Genomic DNA, 17,405 nt, shown 5'->3' with positions numbered 1-17,405 from the left:
TGGGCGGCGAAGGCCGGCCCGGCCGGCCGGGCCGGCCTTCGCCGCCGGCTCGTTGCGTACCACCAGGATTGCGATGTCGTCGCGAGGTGCCTCGACCGAGAAGTCCAGCGTCGTGGTACGCAGCCGGGCCGCCACCACGTCGGCGGAGAAGCCGGCCAGCGGTGCCGCCGCGCGGCGCAGCCGCTCGGTGCCGAACAGCTCCCGCCCGTTGCGCCGCTCGGTGATCCCGTCGGTGTAGAAGACCAGCGAGTCGCCGGGTGCCAGGCTGAGGTCCACCGACGGTGCGACGATCTCCTCCAGCAGCCCGAGCGCCGTGCCACCGGCACCGACGAACCGGGCCTGCCCGTACCCGCTGATCAGCACCGGCCGGTCGTGGCCGGCCAGGTGCAGCCGGACGTCCAGCTGTTGGTCGGCGGTGACCGTCACGGCGGCCATCGCGAGCGTGCAGTAGCGGCCACCGCCCCGTTCGACGAGCGTGTCGTTGAGCCGGGCCAGCACCTCCGGCAGCGCCTTTCCGTCGCGTACCAGCACCCGGATGACGTCCCGGACCAGCCCGGTGACGGTGGCGGCCTGCACCCCTTTGCCGGACACGTCGCCGACCACCACCAGCCAGCGGCCCTCCGACAGCGGCACCACGTCGTAGAAGTCCCCGCCGACCTCGACCGCGTCGCCGCTGGGCACGTACTCGGCGGCCAGCCCGATCCCGCCGATGGTGGGCAGCCCTGGCGGCAGCAGCGACTGTTGCAGGGTGTGCGCGACCCGTCGGCGTTCCTGATGGATCCGGGCGTTGTCGATGGCCAGCGCGGCCCGCCGGGCGACGTCCTCCAGGACCGACACCTCGTCCGGGTCGTGCCGGTGCCGCAGGTGCCGGCCGACCGCGAGGGTGCCGAGCCGCTGACCCCGGGCCACCAGCGGTACGGCGAAGCCCTCCATCGGCGCGCCGAGCGGCACCTGTGATCCGCTGCGCGACGCCTCCCGCAGCCGGGCCAGCACGGAGTCGGGGCCGGACTCGCGCAGTGTGGCGTGCAGCGTGGGCAGGACCGTCTCGTCGGCGTGGCTCGCGGCGGCCAACTGCAGCTGGCCCCACTCGTCCGCGGTGTGCACCGCGCACCACCGGCCGAGCCGGGGCACCACCAGCTGCGGGATCAACGCCATTGTCAGGTCGACGTCGAGTGATTGGGCGAGCAGTTCACTCGCCTCGGCCAGGAAGGTCAGCCAGGTCTGCCGGCGCAGGTCGGCGCGGCGCAGCCGGTCGTTCTCCAAATGCAGCGAGAGCCGTTCGGCGACGAGCGCGGCCAGCGGCCGGGCGTAGTCCGACGGCGCGGCGTCCAGTTCGAGTTCCCCAGAGTACGGCCGGTGCACGGTCAGTGGTACGCGCAGTAGTTCACCGGAGCGCGGCTGCCGGCCGTACCGCGCCAGGATCTGGACCCCGTTGCCGTCGCCACGGTCCAGCCGGACGGTGCCACCGGCCGCGCCGACCAGGTCCGCGACCCGGGCGAGCAGGCTGCCGGCCAGGTCCGCGAGCGGATCGTCGGCGTGCGGTTCCGGCCCGGCCTGCATCAGCGCGGCGAGTGTCCCGGCGCTGGGCGCGGCCGGCGGCCGCGAGTGGTGATCGTCGTCGGCGGCGGGTGCCGGCCGGGTGCCGGCCGGCCACGGCGGGAACCAGTCGTCCGGTGCCGGTGGGGTGCCGTGCCGGTCGAGCCGGAACCAGACCCCCTTGCCGGTGCGCAGGTGGGTGGTGCCCCACCGGCTGGCGAAGTGGTCGACGAGGAGCAGGCCCCGGCCCCGCTCGGACACCTCGGAGATGTTCTGCCGCTCGTTGCGGGGCAGCGCGGCGACGTTCTCGATCGGGCCGGCGGCGAAGTCGGTGACCGTGACGGTCAGCCCGACCGGGTCGGCCACCACCTCGATGATCAGCTCGGTGCCGGCGTGTACGACCGCGTTGGTGGACAGCTCGGTGGTGAGCAGCAGCGCCTCGTTGATCAGTTCATCCAGGGCAGCTTCGGACAGTACCGACCTGACTACCGCACGTGCGGTGGCCGGGGTTCGTCGGTCGGCCGGCAGGCGAACCCGCCGGACATGCTCACTCCCGGTGCCGGTGGCGGAACGCTCGGCCCTAGCTGTCACCTGCCGGTTCCTCCGATCCCCTGACAGATTGGTGCGGGCATGCGCCTCGCATCTGCCACGGTAGTCGAGCAATGATGAGGTCAGCCCACTCCCAGAGCTGAGCGAGGAGTTATGACCAGCGCGAAACAGCTGTCCTCCGACCAACGGCCGGCGATCGACGAGACCGCGCTGCTGACCGAGCTCGCCGAGGCGCTGCGCCGGGTGGGGCAGGGGGATCTGAAGGTACGGCTGCCCCGCCGGGTCGGGGTGGCCGGCGAGGTCGCCGACGCCTTCAACGAGGTGGTCTCGCTGCAGGAACGTCAGCACCTGGACCTGCGCCGGATCAGCCGGATCGTCGGCCGGGACGGCCGGCTCAGCGAACGCCTCGACGAGGAGGGCTTCGGCGGCGCCTGGGCGGACAACCACCAGGCGATCAACGCGCTGATCGACGACCTGGGTCGACCGACCACCGAGATCGCCCGGGTGATCCGGGCGGTCGCCGAAGGTGACCTGTCCCAGCACATGGAGCTGGAGATCGACGGACAGCCGCTGCGCGGCGAGTTCCTGCGGATCGGCCGGACGGTGAACACGATGGTCGGCCAGCTGTCGTCGTTCGCCGACGAGGTCACCCGGGTCGCCCGGGAGGTGGGCACCGAGGGCAAGCTGGGTGGTCAGGCGCGGGTCAAGGGGGTCTCCGGCACCTGGAAGGACCTGACCGACAACGTCAACTCGATGGCCTCCAACCTGACCCACCAGGTCCGGTCGATCTCCCAGGTGGCCACCGCGATGTCGCGGGGCGACCTGTCGCAGAAGATCACCGTGTCGGCCAAGGGTGAGGTCGCCGAGCTCGCCGACACGATCAACATGCTGACCGACACGCTGCGGTTGTTCGCCGAGCAGGTCACCCGGGTCGCCCGCGAAGTCGGTACGGAGGGCAAGCTGGGCGGGCAGGCCCAGGTGCCGAACGTGGCCGGCACCTGGAAGGACCTGACCGACAGCGTCAACTCGATGGCGTCGAACCTGACCGCCCAGGTACGGAACATCGCCCAGGTCTCCACGGCGGTCGCCAAGGGCGACCTCTCCCAGAAGATCACCGTCGCCGCCCAGGGCGAGATCCTCGAACTGAAATCGACGGTCAACACGATGGTGGACCAGTTGTCGTGGTTTGCCGACGAGGTCACCCGGGTCGCCCGGGAGGTCGGTATCGAAGGCAAGTTGGGTGGTCAGGCCCAGGTCCGAGGGCTCTCCGGGACGTGGCGTGACCTCACGCAGAACGTGAACCAGCTGGCCGGCAACCTGACCAGTCAGGTCCGTAACATCTCCCAGGTCTCCACGGCGGTCGCCAAGGGCGACCTGTCGCAGAAGATCACCGTCGACGCACGCGGCGAGATCCTCGAACTCAAGTCGACCGTCAACACCATGGTCGACCAACTGTCGCTGTTCGCCGACGAGGTCACCCGGGTCGCCCGCGAAGTCGGCACCGAAGGCAAACTCGGCGGCCAGGCACAGGTCAAGGGCGTCTCCGGCACCTGGCGCGACCTCACCGACAACGTCAACTCGATGGCCTCCAACCTCACCAGCCAGGTCCGCAACATCGCCTCGGTCACCACCGCCGTCGCCAAGGGCGACCTCTCCCAGAAGATCACCGTCGACGCACGCGGCGAGATCCTCGAACTCAAGTCGACCGTCAACACCATGGTCGACCAACTGTCGTCGTTCGCCGACGAGGTCACCCGGGTCGCCCGCGAAGTCGGCACCGAAGGCAAACTCGGCGGCCAGGCCCAGGTGCGCGGGGTGGCCGGGACGTGGCGGGACCTGACCGACAACGTCAACTCGATGGCGTCGAACCTGACCGCCCAGGTACGGAACATCGCCCAGGTCTCCACGGCGGTCGCCAAGGGCGACCTGTCGCAGAAGATCACCGTCGACGCGCAGGGCGAGATCCTGGAGCTGAAGTCGACCGTGAACACCATGGTCGACCAGCTCTCCTCCTTCGCCGACGAGGTCACCCGGGTCGCCCGCGAAGTCGGCACCGAAGGCAAACTCGGCGGCCAGGCACAGGTCAAGGGCGTCTCCGGCACCTGGCGCGACCTCACCGACAACGTCAACTCGATGGCCTCCAACCTCACCAGCCAGGTCCGTAACATCGCCTCGGTCACCACCGCCGTCGCCAAGGGCGACCTGTCGCAGAAGATCACCGTCGACGCGCAGGGCGAGATCCTGGAGCTGAAATCGACCGTGAACACCATGGTCGACCAACTGTCGTCGTTCGCCGACGAGGTCACCCGGGTCGCCCGCGAAGTCGGCACCGAGGGGGAGCTCGGCGGCCAGGCACAGGTCAAGGGCGTCTCCGGCACCTGGCGCGACCTCACCGAGAACGTCAACCAGCTGGCGTCCACCCTGACCACCCAGCTGCGGGCGATCGCCCAGGTCTCCACCTCGGTGACCCGAGGCGACATGACCCAGCACATCACCGTGCAGGCGCAGGGCGAGGTCGCCGAACTGAAGGACAACATCAACCAGATGATCGTCACCCTGCGGGACACCACCAAGAAGAACGCCGAGCAGGGCTGGCTGGACTCGAACCTGGCGCGGATCGGTGGTCTGCTGCAGGGGCAGCGGGACCTCGGCGAGGTCTGTCGCATGATTATGAATGAGGTCACGCCGCTGGTCGACGCGCAGCTCGGCGCGTTCTTCCTCGCCGACGCCGACGACGGGGTGACCCGCCTCGGGCTCACCGCCGCGTACGGCTACGTGGCCCGGGACCACAAGATCATTTTTGGGCCGGGTGAAGGGCTGGTCGGCCAGGCCGCCGTCTCCCGCCGGACCATCCGGGTGGGTGCCGGCGCCACCGGCGCGCTCACCCTGCGGTCCGGGCTGCTCAGCATCCCGCCCCGGGACCATGTGGTGCTGCCAGTGCTGTTCGAAGGCGAGATGCTGGGGGTGATCGAGTTCGCCTCCGTCGCCGCCTTCTCCGAGCTGCACCTGGCGTTCCTGGAGCGGCTGGTCGCCACGATCGGCATCGCGGTCAACACCATCCAGGCGAACAAGCGCACCGAGGAACTGCTCGCCCAGTCGCAGCGGCTGGCCAACGAGATGCAGGCCCAGTCGGCCGAACTGCAGCGCACCAACGCCGAACTGGAGGACAAGGCCCGCCTGCTGTCCGAGCAGAAGGGCAACATCGAGACCAAGAACCGGGAGATCGAACTGGCCCGGATCGGTCTGGAGGAGAAGGCCCAGCAGCTGTCCCGGGCCTCGGCGTACAAGTCGGAGTTCCTGGCCAACATGAGCCACGAGCTGCGTACCCCGCTGAACTCGCTGCTCCTGCTGGCCCGGCTGCTGGCCGACAACCCGGACGACAACCTCACCGGCAAGCAGATCGAGTTCGCCAAGACCATCCACAGTGCCGGCTCCGATCTGCTGTCCCTCATCGACGACATCCTCGACCTGTCGAAGATCGAGGCCGGCCGGATGGACGTGCAGCCGGCCGAGGTGCCGTTCGGCGAGATCCGGTCCTACGTCGAGCAGGCGTTCGCGCCGCAGGTCGACGAGAAAGGGCTGGAACTGCGCGTCGAGGTGGCGCCGGACCTGCCGCCGGCGGTCGTCACCGACGCGCAGCGGCTGCAGCAGATCCTGCGCAACCTGCTGTCCAACGCGGTGAAGTTCACCGACGCCGGGTCGGTGACGCTGCAGATCGCCCCCGCCCCGCCGGACCTGACCTTCGAACAACCCGCACTGTCCACCGCCGACCAGGTGGTCGCCTTCACGGTGATCGACACCGGAATCGGCATCTCCGACGACAAGCTCTCGCTGATCTTCGAGGCGTTCCAGCAGGCGGACGGAACGACCAGCAGGCGGTACGGCGGCACCGGCCTCGGCCTGTCGATCAGTCGCGACCTGGCCCGGCTGATCGGCGGCGCGATCTCCGTGTCGTCGGTGCCGGGCGAAGGATCCACCTTCACGCTGTACGTTCCCGACGTGCTCAACACCGACGCGGTGCTGCCGCCGGCACCGTTGCCGGCCGCGGCGCCGATCCGCACCGCGCTGCCACCGCTGACCCGGCCGATCGAGGTGGACCGCCCCGAACCGCCGACCACCCGGCGGCTGGACGGGGCCACCGTACTGATCATCGACGACGACGTCCGCAACGTCTTCGCGCTGACCAGTGCGCTGGAGCTGCACGGGATGACCGTGATCTATGCGGACAACGGGGTCGACGGCGTACGTAAACTCGCCGAACGCCCCGAAGTGAACATCGTGCTGATGGACGCGATGATGCCGGACCAGGACGGTTACGAGACGACCCGGATCATCCGCCGCAACGAACGCTTCGCGGACCTGCCGGTGGTCTTCCTGACCGCGAAGGCGATGCCGGGTGACCGGGAGTCCGCGCTGCAGGCCGGGGCGACGGACTACATCACCAAGCCGGTGGACCTGGACGAACTGATCACCCTGATGGTGACCTGGATCAACGCGGCTGAGGAGTTGAACTCGTGACTGCCGGATCGGCGAAAGTACTGCTGGTGGACGACCGGCGGGACAACCTGCTCGCCCTGGAGGCGATCCTGCAGGGGTTGCCGGTGCAGGCCGTGGCGGTGGAGAGCGGCGAGGACGCGCTGAAGAAACTACTGGTGGACGACTTCGCGGTGATCCTGCTGGACGCGCAGATGCCGGAGATGGACGGATTCGAGACGGCCAACCACATCAAGCGTCGCGAACGCACCCGGCACGTACCGATCCTGTTCCTGACCGCCGCGGACCGCGACGCCCAACTCGCCCTGCGCGGGTACGCCGCCGGCGCGGTCGACTACCTGATCAAGCCCTTCGACCCGTGGGTGCTGCGGGCCAAGGTTGGCGTCTTCGTCGACCTCTGGGTGAAGAACCGCCAACTCGCCACCCAGGCGGACCTGGTCCGGCAGCGGGACGAACAGGTACGGCAACTGTGTGCGGCGATCGACCGGGCGACCGCCCGGCTGCGCGACGGCGAGGTGAATCCGGCCGAGGTCGCCGACGAGTTGGAGACGGCCCGCTGGGGCGGCGACGGCCGGGTCGGCTGACCGCAGCGGCCGGGCTGGCCGCCCCGGCTGACCGCGACGCCGAGTTGGCCGGACCGGGTCAGCCGGCGCCGTTACGGATGGTGAGCGCCGACCGCAGCCCGGTGATGTTCAACACCCGGTGCAGGAACTCGCCGACGTTGGTGAGCAGCAGCAGACTCTGCGCATGGCTGGCCTTGCGGGTGAGCACCACCAGGGTGCCCAGCCCTTGCGAGTCGCAGAAGGTGACACCGGCCATGTCCAGCACGATCCGGGACGGCGCGTCACCGAGCAGATCGTTGACGGTGGTGGACAGCTGGGCGGCGGTGAGCATGTCGATCTCACCGACGAGGCGTAGCACAGCCTCGTCGGGAGTGCGCCGCAACGCGATCGACAACTCCGCCCGCTCCACCCGGCCAGCGTATCGCGACAGCGCGAGCCCGGCCCTGGTACGGCGGTCGCCGCGACCCCGGCCGGTGGGCACGGCGGGCGCCGCAACCCGGCCGCTGGGCAGGGTCGGATGTGCGGTCGCCTGGTGACGCTGCCACAATGGCAGGGCCGTGACTGCCACCGAAACTGCCGGCGCCCGCCCGTACCCGGCGCACGCGCCCGCATCCCAGGCCCTGTTCGACCGCGCCACCAGGATCATCCCTGGCGGGGTCAACTCGCCCGTGCGCGCCTTCCGGGCGGTCGGCGGGACCCCCAGGTTCATGGTCCGGGGGTCCGGCCCGTGGCTGTTCGACGCCGACGACCGCCGCTACCTCGACCTGGTCTGCTCCTGGGGACCGCTGATCCTCGGCCACGCCCACCCCGAGGTGGTCGCCGCGCTCAGCGCAGCCGCCGCGCACGGCACCAGCTTCGGTACGCCGACGCCCGGCGAGGTGGAGCTGGCCGCCGAGATCGTCGACCGTACCCCGGTGGAGCAGATCCGGCTGGTCAACTCCGGCACCGAGGCGACGATGTCGGCGATCCGGCTGGCCCGGGGGCACACCGGTCGGCCCCGGATCGTCAAGTTCGCCGGCTGCTACCACGGTCACGTCGACGCGCTGCTTGCCGCCGCCGGCAGCGGGGTGGCCACCCTCGGGCTGCCCGACTCGCCCGGGGTGACCGGTGCCGCCGCCAGCGAGACGATCGTGCTGCCGTACAACGACGTGGCGGCGGTGGAGGCGACCTTCGCCGAGCACGGCGACCAGATCGCCGCGATCATCACCGAAGCGGCCGCCGGCAACATGGGTGTGGTGCCGCCCGCCCCCGGCTTCAACGCCGCACTGGCCCGGATCGCTCACGCCCACGGCGCGCTGCTGATCGTCGACGAGGTGATGACCGGGTTCCGGGTCGCCCGGGGCGGCTGGGCCGAGCTGGAGCCGGTCGACGCCGACCTCTACACGTACGGCAAGGTGATGGGTGGCGGCCTGCCGGCCGCCGCGTTCGGCGGTCGGGCCGAGATCATGCGGCAGCTGGCCCCGGCCGGCCCGGTCTACCAGGCCGGCACGCTCTCCGGGAACCCGCTGGCCTGCGCCGCCGGGCTGGCCACGCTCCGGCTGGCCGACGCCGACCTGTACCGGCGGCTGGCCGACACCGCGACCCGGGTCGCCGAGCTGGCCACCGGGGCGCTCACCGCCGCCGGGGTACCGCACCGGCTCTCCACCGCCGGCACCATGTTCTCCATCTTTTTCACCGACGCCCAGGTCACCGACTACGCTGGCGCCCGCCTGCAGGACGTCGACGCGTACCGGGCCTTCTTCCACGCGATGCTCGCGCACGGCGTCTACCTGCCCCCCAGTGCGTTCGAGGCATGGTTCGTCTCGGCGGCGATCGACGACGCCGCCCTGGAGCAGCTCGCGACGGCGCTGCCGGCCGGGGCCGCAGCCGCCGCTGCGGCGGCGGACGGCGCGCTGCGGGCACCGACGCTGGGGGACAGCGCATGAAACGGACGGTCGTCCACGTACTGCGACACGGCGAGGTCCACAACCCGGAGAAGATCCTGTACGGCCGGCTGCCCGGTTTCCGGCTCTCCGAACTCGGTGTGCAGATGGCCAAGGCGGCCAGCCAGGCCCTCGCCGACCGGGACGTGGTGCACGTGGTCGCCAGTCCGTTGGAACGCGCCCAGGAGACCGCCGAGCCGATCGCGGCCCAGTTCCGGTTGCCGGTGTCGGTCGACGAACGGCTGATCGAGTCGGCCAACTGGTTCGAGGGCCGGCGGGTCTCCCCCGGCGACGGGTCGTTCCGCGACCCGCGTAACTGGTGGGTGCTGCGCGACCCGGTCACCCCGTCGTGGGGGGAGGCCTACACCGCGATCGCCGAGCGGATGTTCGCCGCGGTGCACGCCGCCCGGGTCGCCGCCGAGGGCCACGAGGCGGTCTGCGTCTCCCACCAGCTGCCGATCTGGACGCTGCGCCGCTACCTGGAACGCAAGCGGCTCTGGCACGACCCGCGCCGCCGGCAGTGCGGCCTGGCCAGCCTGACCGCGATCCACTTCGAGGACGCGAAGGTGGTCGGCATCGGCTACTCCGAGCCGGCTGCCCACCTGATCGCCATGTCGCCGTCGGCGCGGACGGCCAAGGGGGCCTGAGATGCGGTCGGCACGTCGTGGGCTGATCGCGCCGGGCCGCCGGTCTGCCGCCGGGCTCGCCCGGTCTGCCGCCCTTCTCGCCGGTACGCTGGCCGCCGCGCTCGCCCTGACCGGCTGCACGGCCAGCGACTGGGCGACCGACTGCGAGACCGATCCGCAGGGCGTGATCCGGTGCACCGGTGACGACCGGCCGGCGGCACCGGAGCTGGACGCCGAGCTGCTCGACGGCTCCGCGTTCGATCCGGCGGCGTACCGGGGCCAGGTCCTGGTGGTCAACTTCTGGGGCTCCTGGTGCCCGCCCTGCCGGGCCGAGGCCGCCGACCTGGAGGCCACCTACCAGGCGACCCGGGACCGAGGGGTGCGCTTCCTCGGCATCAACGTCCGCGACGAACGGGACAAGGCCCGCGCCTTCGAGGCGGGCCGGGTGACGTACCCGAGCCTGTTCGACCCGGCGAGCCGGCTCGCCCTGGACTTCAACATCCCGCCGAACAGCATCCCCGCGACGATGATCATCGACCGGAGCGGCCGGATCGCCACCGTCGTCCGCGCCGAGATCCGCCAGGACGACCTGCAGCCGCTGGTCGAAGAGGTCGTTGCCGAGGCGACCGGCGCCGGCGAGGCGACCGGCGGCGGCGAGGCGACCGGCGGCGGCACCGGCGCCGAGCCGGATCCGGCCGATGGGTGAGACGTTCGCCGAGATCGCCCGGGGCGGTCCGGTGCTGCTGGCTCTCGGCCTGGCCGCGCTGGCCGGGCTGGTCAGCTTCCTCTCCCCGTGCATCCTTCCGCTCGCCCCCGGCTACCTGTCGTACGTGACCGGACTGGCCGGCTCCGACCTCGACGCCACCGGTGGCAGCAGCGGCAGCGGTGCCGGCGGTTCGTTCGGCGGCCGACACGGCCGGGTGCTGGCCGGAACCCTGCTGTTCATCAGCGGATTCACCGTGGTCTTCACCCTCACCGCGATCCTGATGGCCAGCGTCGGCCGCCACCTGTTCGTCTACCAGCGGCCGGTGGAGATCGGCGTCGGGCTGCTGATCATCCTGTTCGGGCTCGCCTTCCTCGGTCTGGTGCCCGGCCTGCAACGCGAGGTGCGGGTACGCCGGCTGCCGGAGGCCGGCCTGGTCGGCGCCCCGGTGTTCGGCGCGGTCTTCGCGCTGTCCTGGACGCCGTGCGTCGGCCCCACCCTCGGCGCGGTGATGGGGATGGCGACGGTCAGCGGTCAGACCGACCGGGCGGTGGCGCTCGCCGTGGCGTACTGCCTCGGACTCGGCCTGCCGTTCGTCGTCTTCGGCCTGGCGTTCCGCCGGCTGCTCGGCGTGTTCACGGTGATCCGGCGCAACAGCCGCTGGGTCACCCGGGTCGGCGGGGCGATGCTGATCCTGGTCGGGGCGGCGCTGGTCACCGGCGCCTGGACCGACTTCGTCATCTGGTTCCAGGCCACCGTCGGGGCCGGCGAGGTCGGCATCTGATGTCCCGGCCGAATCCGGCGCTGGCTCTGCTGCGCAACTCGTGGCGGCAGCTGACCAGCATGCGGACCGCACTGATCCTGCTCTTCCTGCTGGCGGTGGCGGCGATCCCCGGTTCGCTGCTGCCGCAACGCGACGTCAACATCGAAAACGTCGACGCGTACTTCGCGGCGAACCCGCGGCTGGCTCCGGTGCTGGACCGGCTCGGCATGTTCGACGTGTTCGCCTCGACCTGGTTCGCGGCGATCTACCTGCTGCTGTTCACCTCTTTGGTCGGCTGCATCGTGCCCCGGCTGCGCGAGCACGTACGGGCGTTGCGGGCCGCGCCGCCGGCCGCGCCGCGCCGGCTGGACCGGCTGCCGCAGCACGCCCGCTGGACCACCGCCGGCGACGCCGCAGTCGGCGACACCACGGACGGCGACGCACCCGCCGCCGCGCGGGACGCGATCGCCGCCGAACTGCGCCGCCGCCGCTGGCGGGTCACCGTCACCGACGACAGCGTCGCCGCCGAGAAAGGCCACCTGAAGGAGACCGGCAACCTGGTCTTCCACCTGTCGCTGATCGGCGTCCTGCTCGGGGTCGCCGTGGGCAGCTGGTTCGGCTGGAACGGCAACCGGCTGCTGGTCGCCGGGCCGGACACCGCGTTCTGCAACACCGTGCAGCAGTACGACGAGTACCGGCTCGGCCCCCGGATCTCCGATGGTGACCTGCCCCGGTTCTGTCTGGAGCTGACCGACTTCACCGCCACCTTCCTGGAGACCGGGCAGCCGGCCAGCTACTCCGCCGAGGTGCGGGTCGACGCCGACGGCGGTGCCGGCCGGTCCGAGACGTTCTCGGTGAACTCCCCGCTGCGCCTCGACGGCGCCAACGTCTACCTGCTCGGGCACGGCTACGTGCCGGTGCTGCGCTACACCGACCGCTACGGGCAGGCGCAGACCGTCTCCGCGCCGTTCCTGGCCGTCGACGGGATGCTGACCAGCGAAGGGGTCGCCAGCTTCCCGGACGCCAACGTCGACCCGACGACCGGCGAGCGGGACCCGCAGCTGCAGGTGGCCTTCGAAGGGCTCTTCCTGCCGTCCGCCCCGCAGCAGCCGCCGTACGTCCGCTCCACCCACCCGGAGCTGCGCGACCCGGCGGTGATGCTGTGGGCGTACCGGGGCAACCTCGGTCTGGACGCCGGCATCCCCGGCTCGGTCTACCAGATCGACCAGCGGCAGGTGGAGGCCGGCCGGCTGCTGCCGGTCGGTGACCCGCAGCTGCTGCGGGTCGGCGAGACCATGACCCTGGACGACGGCACCACCATCGAATTTCTCGACATTTCGCAGTACGTGACCCTGTCGGTCCGGCACGATCCCGGCAGCGGCCTGCTGCTGGCCAGCTCGGCGGCGCTGCTGCTCGGGCTGATGCCGGCACTGTTCGGCCGACGCCGCCGGGTGTGGTTCCGGGTCACACCGGCCGGCCCCGACGCAGCGTCAACGACGCCCGGTAGTAGCTTGGTCGAGGCCGGTGGGCTGCCGCGCACCGACCATCCCGGGTTCGGCGACGAGTTCCGGGAGCTCATCCGGGCACTCGGCGGCGACGCCGGGCCACGGGAAGGACGGCACTGATGTCAGCACTGTCGGATCAACTCCTGGTGGTGGCGATCTTCGCGTATCTGCTCGCGATGATCTGCCACGCGGTCGAAGCCGGGTTCGGCACCCGGCGTACCGCCGCCGCGACGCTGCCCGACCGCGAACTCGCCGCCGTCGCGGCTGCCGGGACCGGCGGCGGGCCCACGCAGCCGGCGCCCGGATCCGACCTGACCGGTCCGGCCATCTACAAGACCACGGGTACGGGCAGCGAGCGGACCGGCTGGGCCGGCGTCGGACTCGCCGGCTGGTTCGCCGCCGGCGCCACCGTGCTGGGTGCCCTGTTCCACCTGGCCTGCCTGGTCACCCGAGGGGTCGCCGCCGAGCGGCTGCCGTGGGGCAACATGTACGAGTACATGCTGGCCATCACCTTCGTCGGGGTGGCCGCCTGGCTGGTGATGGTCTACCGGCGTCCGTCGCTGCGCCCACTCGGGCTGTTCGTCGCCCTGGTGATGGTCGCCCTGCTCGGGATGGCCGGCCTGGTCTTCTACACCCCGATCACCCCACTGGTGCCGGCGCTGGAGTCCTACTGGTACGCCATCCACGTCTCCACGATCATGGCGTCCTCCGGGCTGCTGCTGCTCGGGTCGATCCCGGCCGCAATGTTCCTGCTGCGGTCCGGCTACGAGCAGGGTCGGCGCCGGTTCCCGTACCTGCTGGCCAAGCGGGTCCCGGCCGCCGCCTCGCTGGAACGGCTCACCTTCGGGCTGCACGCGATCGGTTTCCCGATCTTCACCTTCGCGGTGATCGCCGGGGCGATCTGGGCCGAACACGCCTGGTCGCGGCCGTGGGCCTGGGACCCGAAGGAGACCTGGGCGTTCATCTCCTGGGTGATCTACGCCGGCTACCTGCACGCCCGGGCCACCCCGAGCGTCCGGCGGACCACGGTCACCTGGATCGCGATCCTCGGATTCCTCACCATGCTGATGAACCTGATCGGGGTCAACTACTTCTTCGAGAGCCTGCACTCCTACGCCTGACCGGCACCGGCCCGAGTCCGGACGCGGCGCGAATCACCGCCCCGGGTGGTGGCACCGGCCGCCGGGTAGGCCAGACTTGGCGGCATGGCGGCTCCAGGTTTCCCGTACCAGGATCTGAAGGACTTCGTCGCGGCGCTGGAGACGGCCGGTGAGCTGCGGCGGGTCGACGTACCGGTGGATCCGACGCTGGAGATCAGCGAGGTCGTCACCCGGACCGTGCGGGCCGGCGGGCCGGCGCTGCTGTTCGACCGGCCCACCCGGGGCGAGATGCCGGTGGCGATCAACCTGTTCGGCACCGAGCGGCGTACCGCGATGGCGCTCGGCGTCGAGAACCTGAACGAGATCGGCGACCGGATCGGGGCGATGATCAAGCCCGACCTGCCGGTCGGCTGGTCCGGCATCCGCGACGGGCTCGGCAAGGTCATGCAGCTCACCTCGCTGCCGCCGCGCAAGGTCAAGACCGCGCCCTGCCAGGAGGTCGTCTACACCGGCGCGGACGTCGACCTGAACCGGCTGCCCGGGCTGCAGGTCTGGCCCGGCGACGGCGGGATCTTCCACAACTACGGGCTGACCCACACCAAGCACCCGGAGACCGGCAAGCGCAACCTGGGCCTGTACCGGCTGCAGCAGCACTCGCCCACCACGCTCGGCATGCACTGGCAGATCCACAAGGACTCCACCGCCCACCACGCGGTCGCCGAGCGGCGCGGCGAGCGGCTTCCGGTGGCGGTGGCGATCGGCTGCGACCCGGTGGTCAGCTACTCGGCGTCGGCCCCGCTGCCCGGCGACATCGACGAATACCTGTTCGCCGGGTTCCTGCGCGGCCAGCGGGTCGAGATGGTCGACTGCAGGACCGTACCGTTGCAGGTGCCGGCGCACGCCCAGATCGTGCTGGAGGGCTACCTGGAGCCGGGCGAGCGGCTGCCGGAGGGCCCGTTCGGCGACCACACCGGCTTCTACACCCCGGTCGAACCGTTCCCGGTGCTGCACATCGAATGCATGACCACCCAGCGGGACCCGCTGTACCACTCGATCATTACCTCGAAGCCGCCGCAGGAGGACCACGGGCTCGGCAAGGCCACCGAACGGATCTTCCTGCCGCTGCTGCGGATGCTGATCCCGGACATCGTCGACTACGACCTGCCGGCCGCCGGGGTGTTCCACAACTGCGTGATCGTGTCGATCCGCAAGCGCTACCCCAAGCACGCCCAGAAGATCATGTCGGCGATCTGGGGCGCCCACCTGCTGTCGCTGTCGAAGCTGATCGTCGTGGTCGACGACGACTGCGACGTGCACGACTACGCCGAGGTGGCGTTCCGCGCCTTCGGCAACGTCGACTACGCCCGCGACCTGCTGCTCACCGAGGGTCCGGTGGACCACCTCGACCACTCGTCGTACCAGCAGTTCTGGGGCGGCAAGGCCGGCGTCGACGCGACCCGCAAACTGCCCACCGAGGGCTACACCCGGGGCTGGCCGCAGGAGATGACCATGTCGCCGGAGATCGTCTCGCTGGTGGACAAGCGGTGGCGGGAGTACGGGATCTCGTGAGCACCGCAGCCACCGCCGGGCCGGCCGGCGCGCCCGCCGCCCCGGTCGGCAAGATCCGGGCCTTCCTACGGCTCGTCGCGATCGAGCACTCGGTCTTCGCGCTGCCGTTCGCGTACCTGTCCGCGCTGACCGTGATGGCCCGCCTCGACGGCGGCGTCCGCTGGCTCGACCTGCTGCTGATCACCGTCGCGATGGTCGGGGCCCGGACGTTCGCCATGGCCGCGAACCGGATCATCGACCGGCACATCGACGCGCGCAATCCGCGTACCGCCGGACGGGAACTGGTGACCGGGGCGGTGAGCGTCCGGACGGCCTGGACCGGCGCGGTGGTCGCGCTCGTCGTCTTCCTCGGTGCCGCCGCCGCGTTGAACCCGCTCTGCCTCGTGCTCGCCCCGCTGGCGGCGGTCCCGCTGGTGGTCTACCCGTACGCCAAGCGGTTCACCGACTGGCCGCACGCGGTGCTCGGGCTGGCCCAGCTGGTCGGCCCGGTCGGTGCCTGGCTGGCGGTCACCGGCACCTTCGCCGGTGCCGGACCGGCGATCCTGCTCGGCGCGGCGGTCGGGCTGTGGATCGGCGGGTTCGACCTGATCTACGCATGCCAGGACGCCGAGGTCGACCGTGAGATCGGGGTACGCAGCGTGCCCGCCCGGTACGGTCGACGCTTCGCGCTGCACGCCTCGACGGTGGCGCACCTAGTGACGTTCGCCCTGTTCGGATGGTTCGGTCTGCTGGTCGGCTTCGGCTGGCCGTGGTGGATCGGGCTGGCGTTGACCGCGGTGGCGTTCGGCTACCAGCATCTGGTGGTGACACCGACCGATCTGTCCCGGGTCAACCGGGCGTTCTTCACCGCCAACGGCTTCGTCGGCATCGCGTTGTTCGCGTTCGCCCTGGTCGACCTGGTGGTACGGCTCGGTCTGCGCTGACCGTTGACCGCCCCGGCCGGTCAGCGCCGCTGCCGGTAGCGGGCGCTCTCGAACGACCAGTCGACGGTGCCCCGGACGGCGTACCCGACCCCGGTCAGCAGGCCGTGCGCCGCCCGGTCGTGGTCCGGCCCGAACGACGGCACCTCGGCCCGGCGTCCGCCGAACGCCGCCATCTCCGCCCGCCACCGGTCCGCTACGGTGACCAGCGCGTCGCCGATCGGCACCCGCTGCGCCTCGGCGACCGCCACCACCAGGTTGTGGCCGCCGGCGGTGGCCAGATCGCGGGGCAACGAGAAGAGGTCGTTGTACCAGGAGAGCAGGTCGTTGCCGGCGACGCGGACATCGCGTACCCGGGGGTGGTGGAAGACCGCGTCGGGCACCGGGTCGCCGGTCGCGTACTCGATCAAGGTGTACGCGACGTGCGCGGCCGAGGTGGCCCGGCGTAGCTCGACGTACTCGTCCGGGCCGGGCCGGTGACCGGTCGCCTTGTTCGCCGCTTCGCGTACCGCTCCGTCGAGGTGCTCCGCCACCGCCTCGACGAACCGGCGGTGCCACCAGTCGGGCATCGACTGGCGTACGGCCTGCCACGGACCGGCGAGCATCCGGCGCAGCGGCCCGGCAAAGGCCGGGTCGGGACCCGGTGCCGGGTCGCTGCATACTTCCTGGTCGCTGCCCGGTTCCGAACCTGCGCGCAGCACCGCCAGCACCTCGTCGGCGAGTCGGCGCAACCTCCCTTCCTGCGGATCCGCGACCCCGTCGAACTCGTCGTCGAGCAGGAAGAACCAGGCGAACATGGCGGTCAGCACCCGCAGCCGGCCCACCGGTGCGCTCGGATAGAGCCGGGCGGCGTACCGGCCGATCCGGGCCCCGGCGAGCCGACGGTGGGTGGCGGTGCCCGGTGGCAGGCCGCACCGCTGCAGCCAGCCGGGCAGCCAGGCGTCGGCCTGTGCCGCATACGGGGACAGCACGGCGGACAGCGGGCAGGCGGCGCGCAGCGCAACGAGCAGTTCGCCGAGCAGTTGGCCGGTCGACTGGTCGAGGCAGGCATAGTTGTCCGGGACGTCGGGGCGGGGCGGCGGCGGGGTGGATTTGCGGGAGTCCATGGGCTGCCTGCGAAGTTGCTGCCAATGTGTCCGTAAGGCGGGTCGTCTT

At 71.2% G+C, this 17,405-nt stretch carries 11 protein-coding genes and 2 pseudogenes; 10 read left to right on the top strand and 3 right to left on the bottom strand.

What is annotated here, in order from left to right:
- Positions 1–48: 48 nt before the first annotated feature.
- Positions 49–2,127: pseudogene (locus O7629_RS28835) on the bottom strand (SpoIIE family protein phosphatase); the annotation flags it as partial.
- A 111-nt stretch (positions 2,128–2,238) separates the two neighbouring features.
- Between O7629_RS28835 and O7629_RS28830 the strand changes: the two are divergent.
- Positions 2,239–6,603: a HAMP domain-containing protein gene (locus O7629_RS28830; RefSeq protein ID WP_278173192.1), complete on the top strand. Its 4,365-nt coding sequence runs from the start codon at positions 2,239–2,241 to the stop codon at positions 6,601–6,603.
- Entirely contained in the window at positions 6,600–7,163 is a 564-nt protein-coding gene (locus O7629_RS28825) for a response regulator (RefSeq protein WP_278173190.1), read from the top strand. The genes O7629_RS28830 and O7629_RS28825 overlap by 4 nt, the downstream gene beginning before the upstream one ends.
- Positions 7,164–7,221: 58 nt before the next feature.
- Here the strand turns inward: O7629_RS28825 and O7629_RS28820 are convergent, their stop codons facing one another.
- Entirely contained in the window at positions 7,222–7,551 is a 330-nt protein-coding gene (locus O7629_RS28820) for an STAS domain-containing protein (protein ID WP_123607486.1), read from the bottom strand.
- A 148-nt stretch (positions 7,552–7,699) separates the two neighbouring features.
- On the opposite strand from O7629_RS28820, the gene hemL reads away from it, so the two are divergent.
- From hemL to mqnP, 8 genes and pseudogenes are all read left to right on the top strand, one after another.
- Positions 7,700–9,067: a glutamate-1-semialdehyde 2,1-aminomutase gene (gene hemL / locus O7629_RS28815; RefSeq protein ID WP_278173189.1), complete on the top strand. Its 1,368-nt coding sequence runs from the start codon at positions 7,700–7,702 to the stop codon at positions 9,065–9,067.
- A complete protein-coding gene (locus O7629_RS28810) occupies positions 9,064–9,711 on the top strand; it encodes a histidine phosphatase family protein (RefSeq protein WP_123607031.1) in 648 nt (215 codons plus the stop codon). The genes hemL and O7629_RS28810 overlap by 4 nt, the downstream gene beginning before the upstream one ends.
- Position 9,712: 1 nt before the next feature.
- Positions 9,713–10,315: pseudogene (locus O7629_RS28805) on the top strand (TlpA disulfide reductase family protein); the annotation flags it as partial.
- Positions 10,316–10,388: 73 nt separating this feature from the next.
- The gene (locus O7629_RS28800; protein ID WP_278173183.1) at positions 10,389–11,177 is read left to right on the top strand and encodes a cytochrome c biogenesis protein CcdA; all 789 of its coding nucleotides are present in this window, start codon (positions 10,389–10,391) and stop codon (positions 11,175–11,177) included.
- Positions 11,177–12,781, top strand: a complete 1,605-nt coding sequence (locus tag O7629_RS28795) for a cytochrome c biogenesis protein ResB (RefSeq protein ID WP_278173181.1) — start codon at positions 11,177–11,179, stop codon at positions 12,779–12,781. The genes O7629_RS28800 and O7629_RS28795 overlap by 1 nt, the downstream gene beginning before the upstream one ends.
- A complete protein-coding gene (ccsB, locus tag O7629_RS28790) occupies positions 12,781–13,782 on the top strand; it encodes a c-type cytochrome biogenesis protein CcsB (RefSeq protein ID WP_278173180.1) in 1,002 nt (333 codons plus the stop codon). Before O7629_RS28795 ends, ccsB begins: the two co-directional genes overlap by 1 nt.
- Before the next feature lie 84 nt (positions 13,783–13,866).
- Positions 13,867–15,330 carry a menaquinone biosynthesis decarboxylase gene (locus O7629_RS28785; protein ID WP_278173179.1) on the top strand — a complete coding sequence of 488 codons (1,464 nt, stop codon included), beginning with the start codon at positions 13,867–13,869 and terminating at the stop codon, positions 15,328–15,330.
- Positions 15,327–16,253, top strand: coding sequence for a menaquinone biosynthesis prenyltransferase MqnP (gene mqnP / locus O7629_RS28780; protein ID WP_278173178.1), 927 nt, complete (start codon positions 15,327–15,329; stop codon positions 16,251–16,253). The genes O7629_RS28785 and mqnP overlap by 4 nt, the downstream gene beginning before the upstream one ends.
- Before the next feature lie 20 nt (positions 16,254–16,273).
- Here the strand turns inward: mqnP and O7629_RS28775 are convergent, their stop codons facing one another.
- On the bottom strand, positions 16,274–17,356 hold the full coding sequence (locus O7629_RS28775) for a terpene synthase family protein (protein ID WP_278173177.1): 1,083 nt from the start codon (positions 17,354–17,356) through the stop codon (positions 16,274–16,276).
- Positions 17,357–17,405 lie beyond the last annotated feature (49 nt).

This window comes from Solwaraspora sp. WMMD792 (assembly GCF_029626105.1).
Classification (GTDB): domain Bacteria; phylum Actinomycetota; class Actinomycetes; order Mycobacteriales; family Micromonosporaceae; genus Micromonospora_E.
Note: the sequence above shows the minus strand (reverse complement) of the source record. Positions and strands in the feature narration are given on the sequence as shown.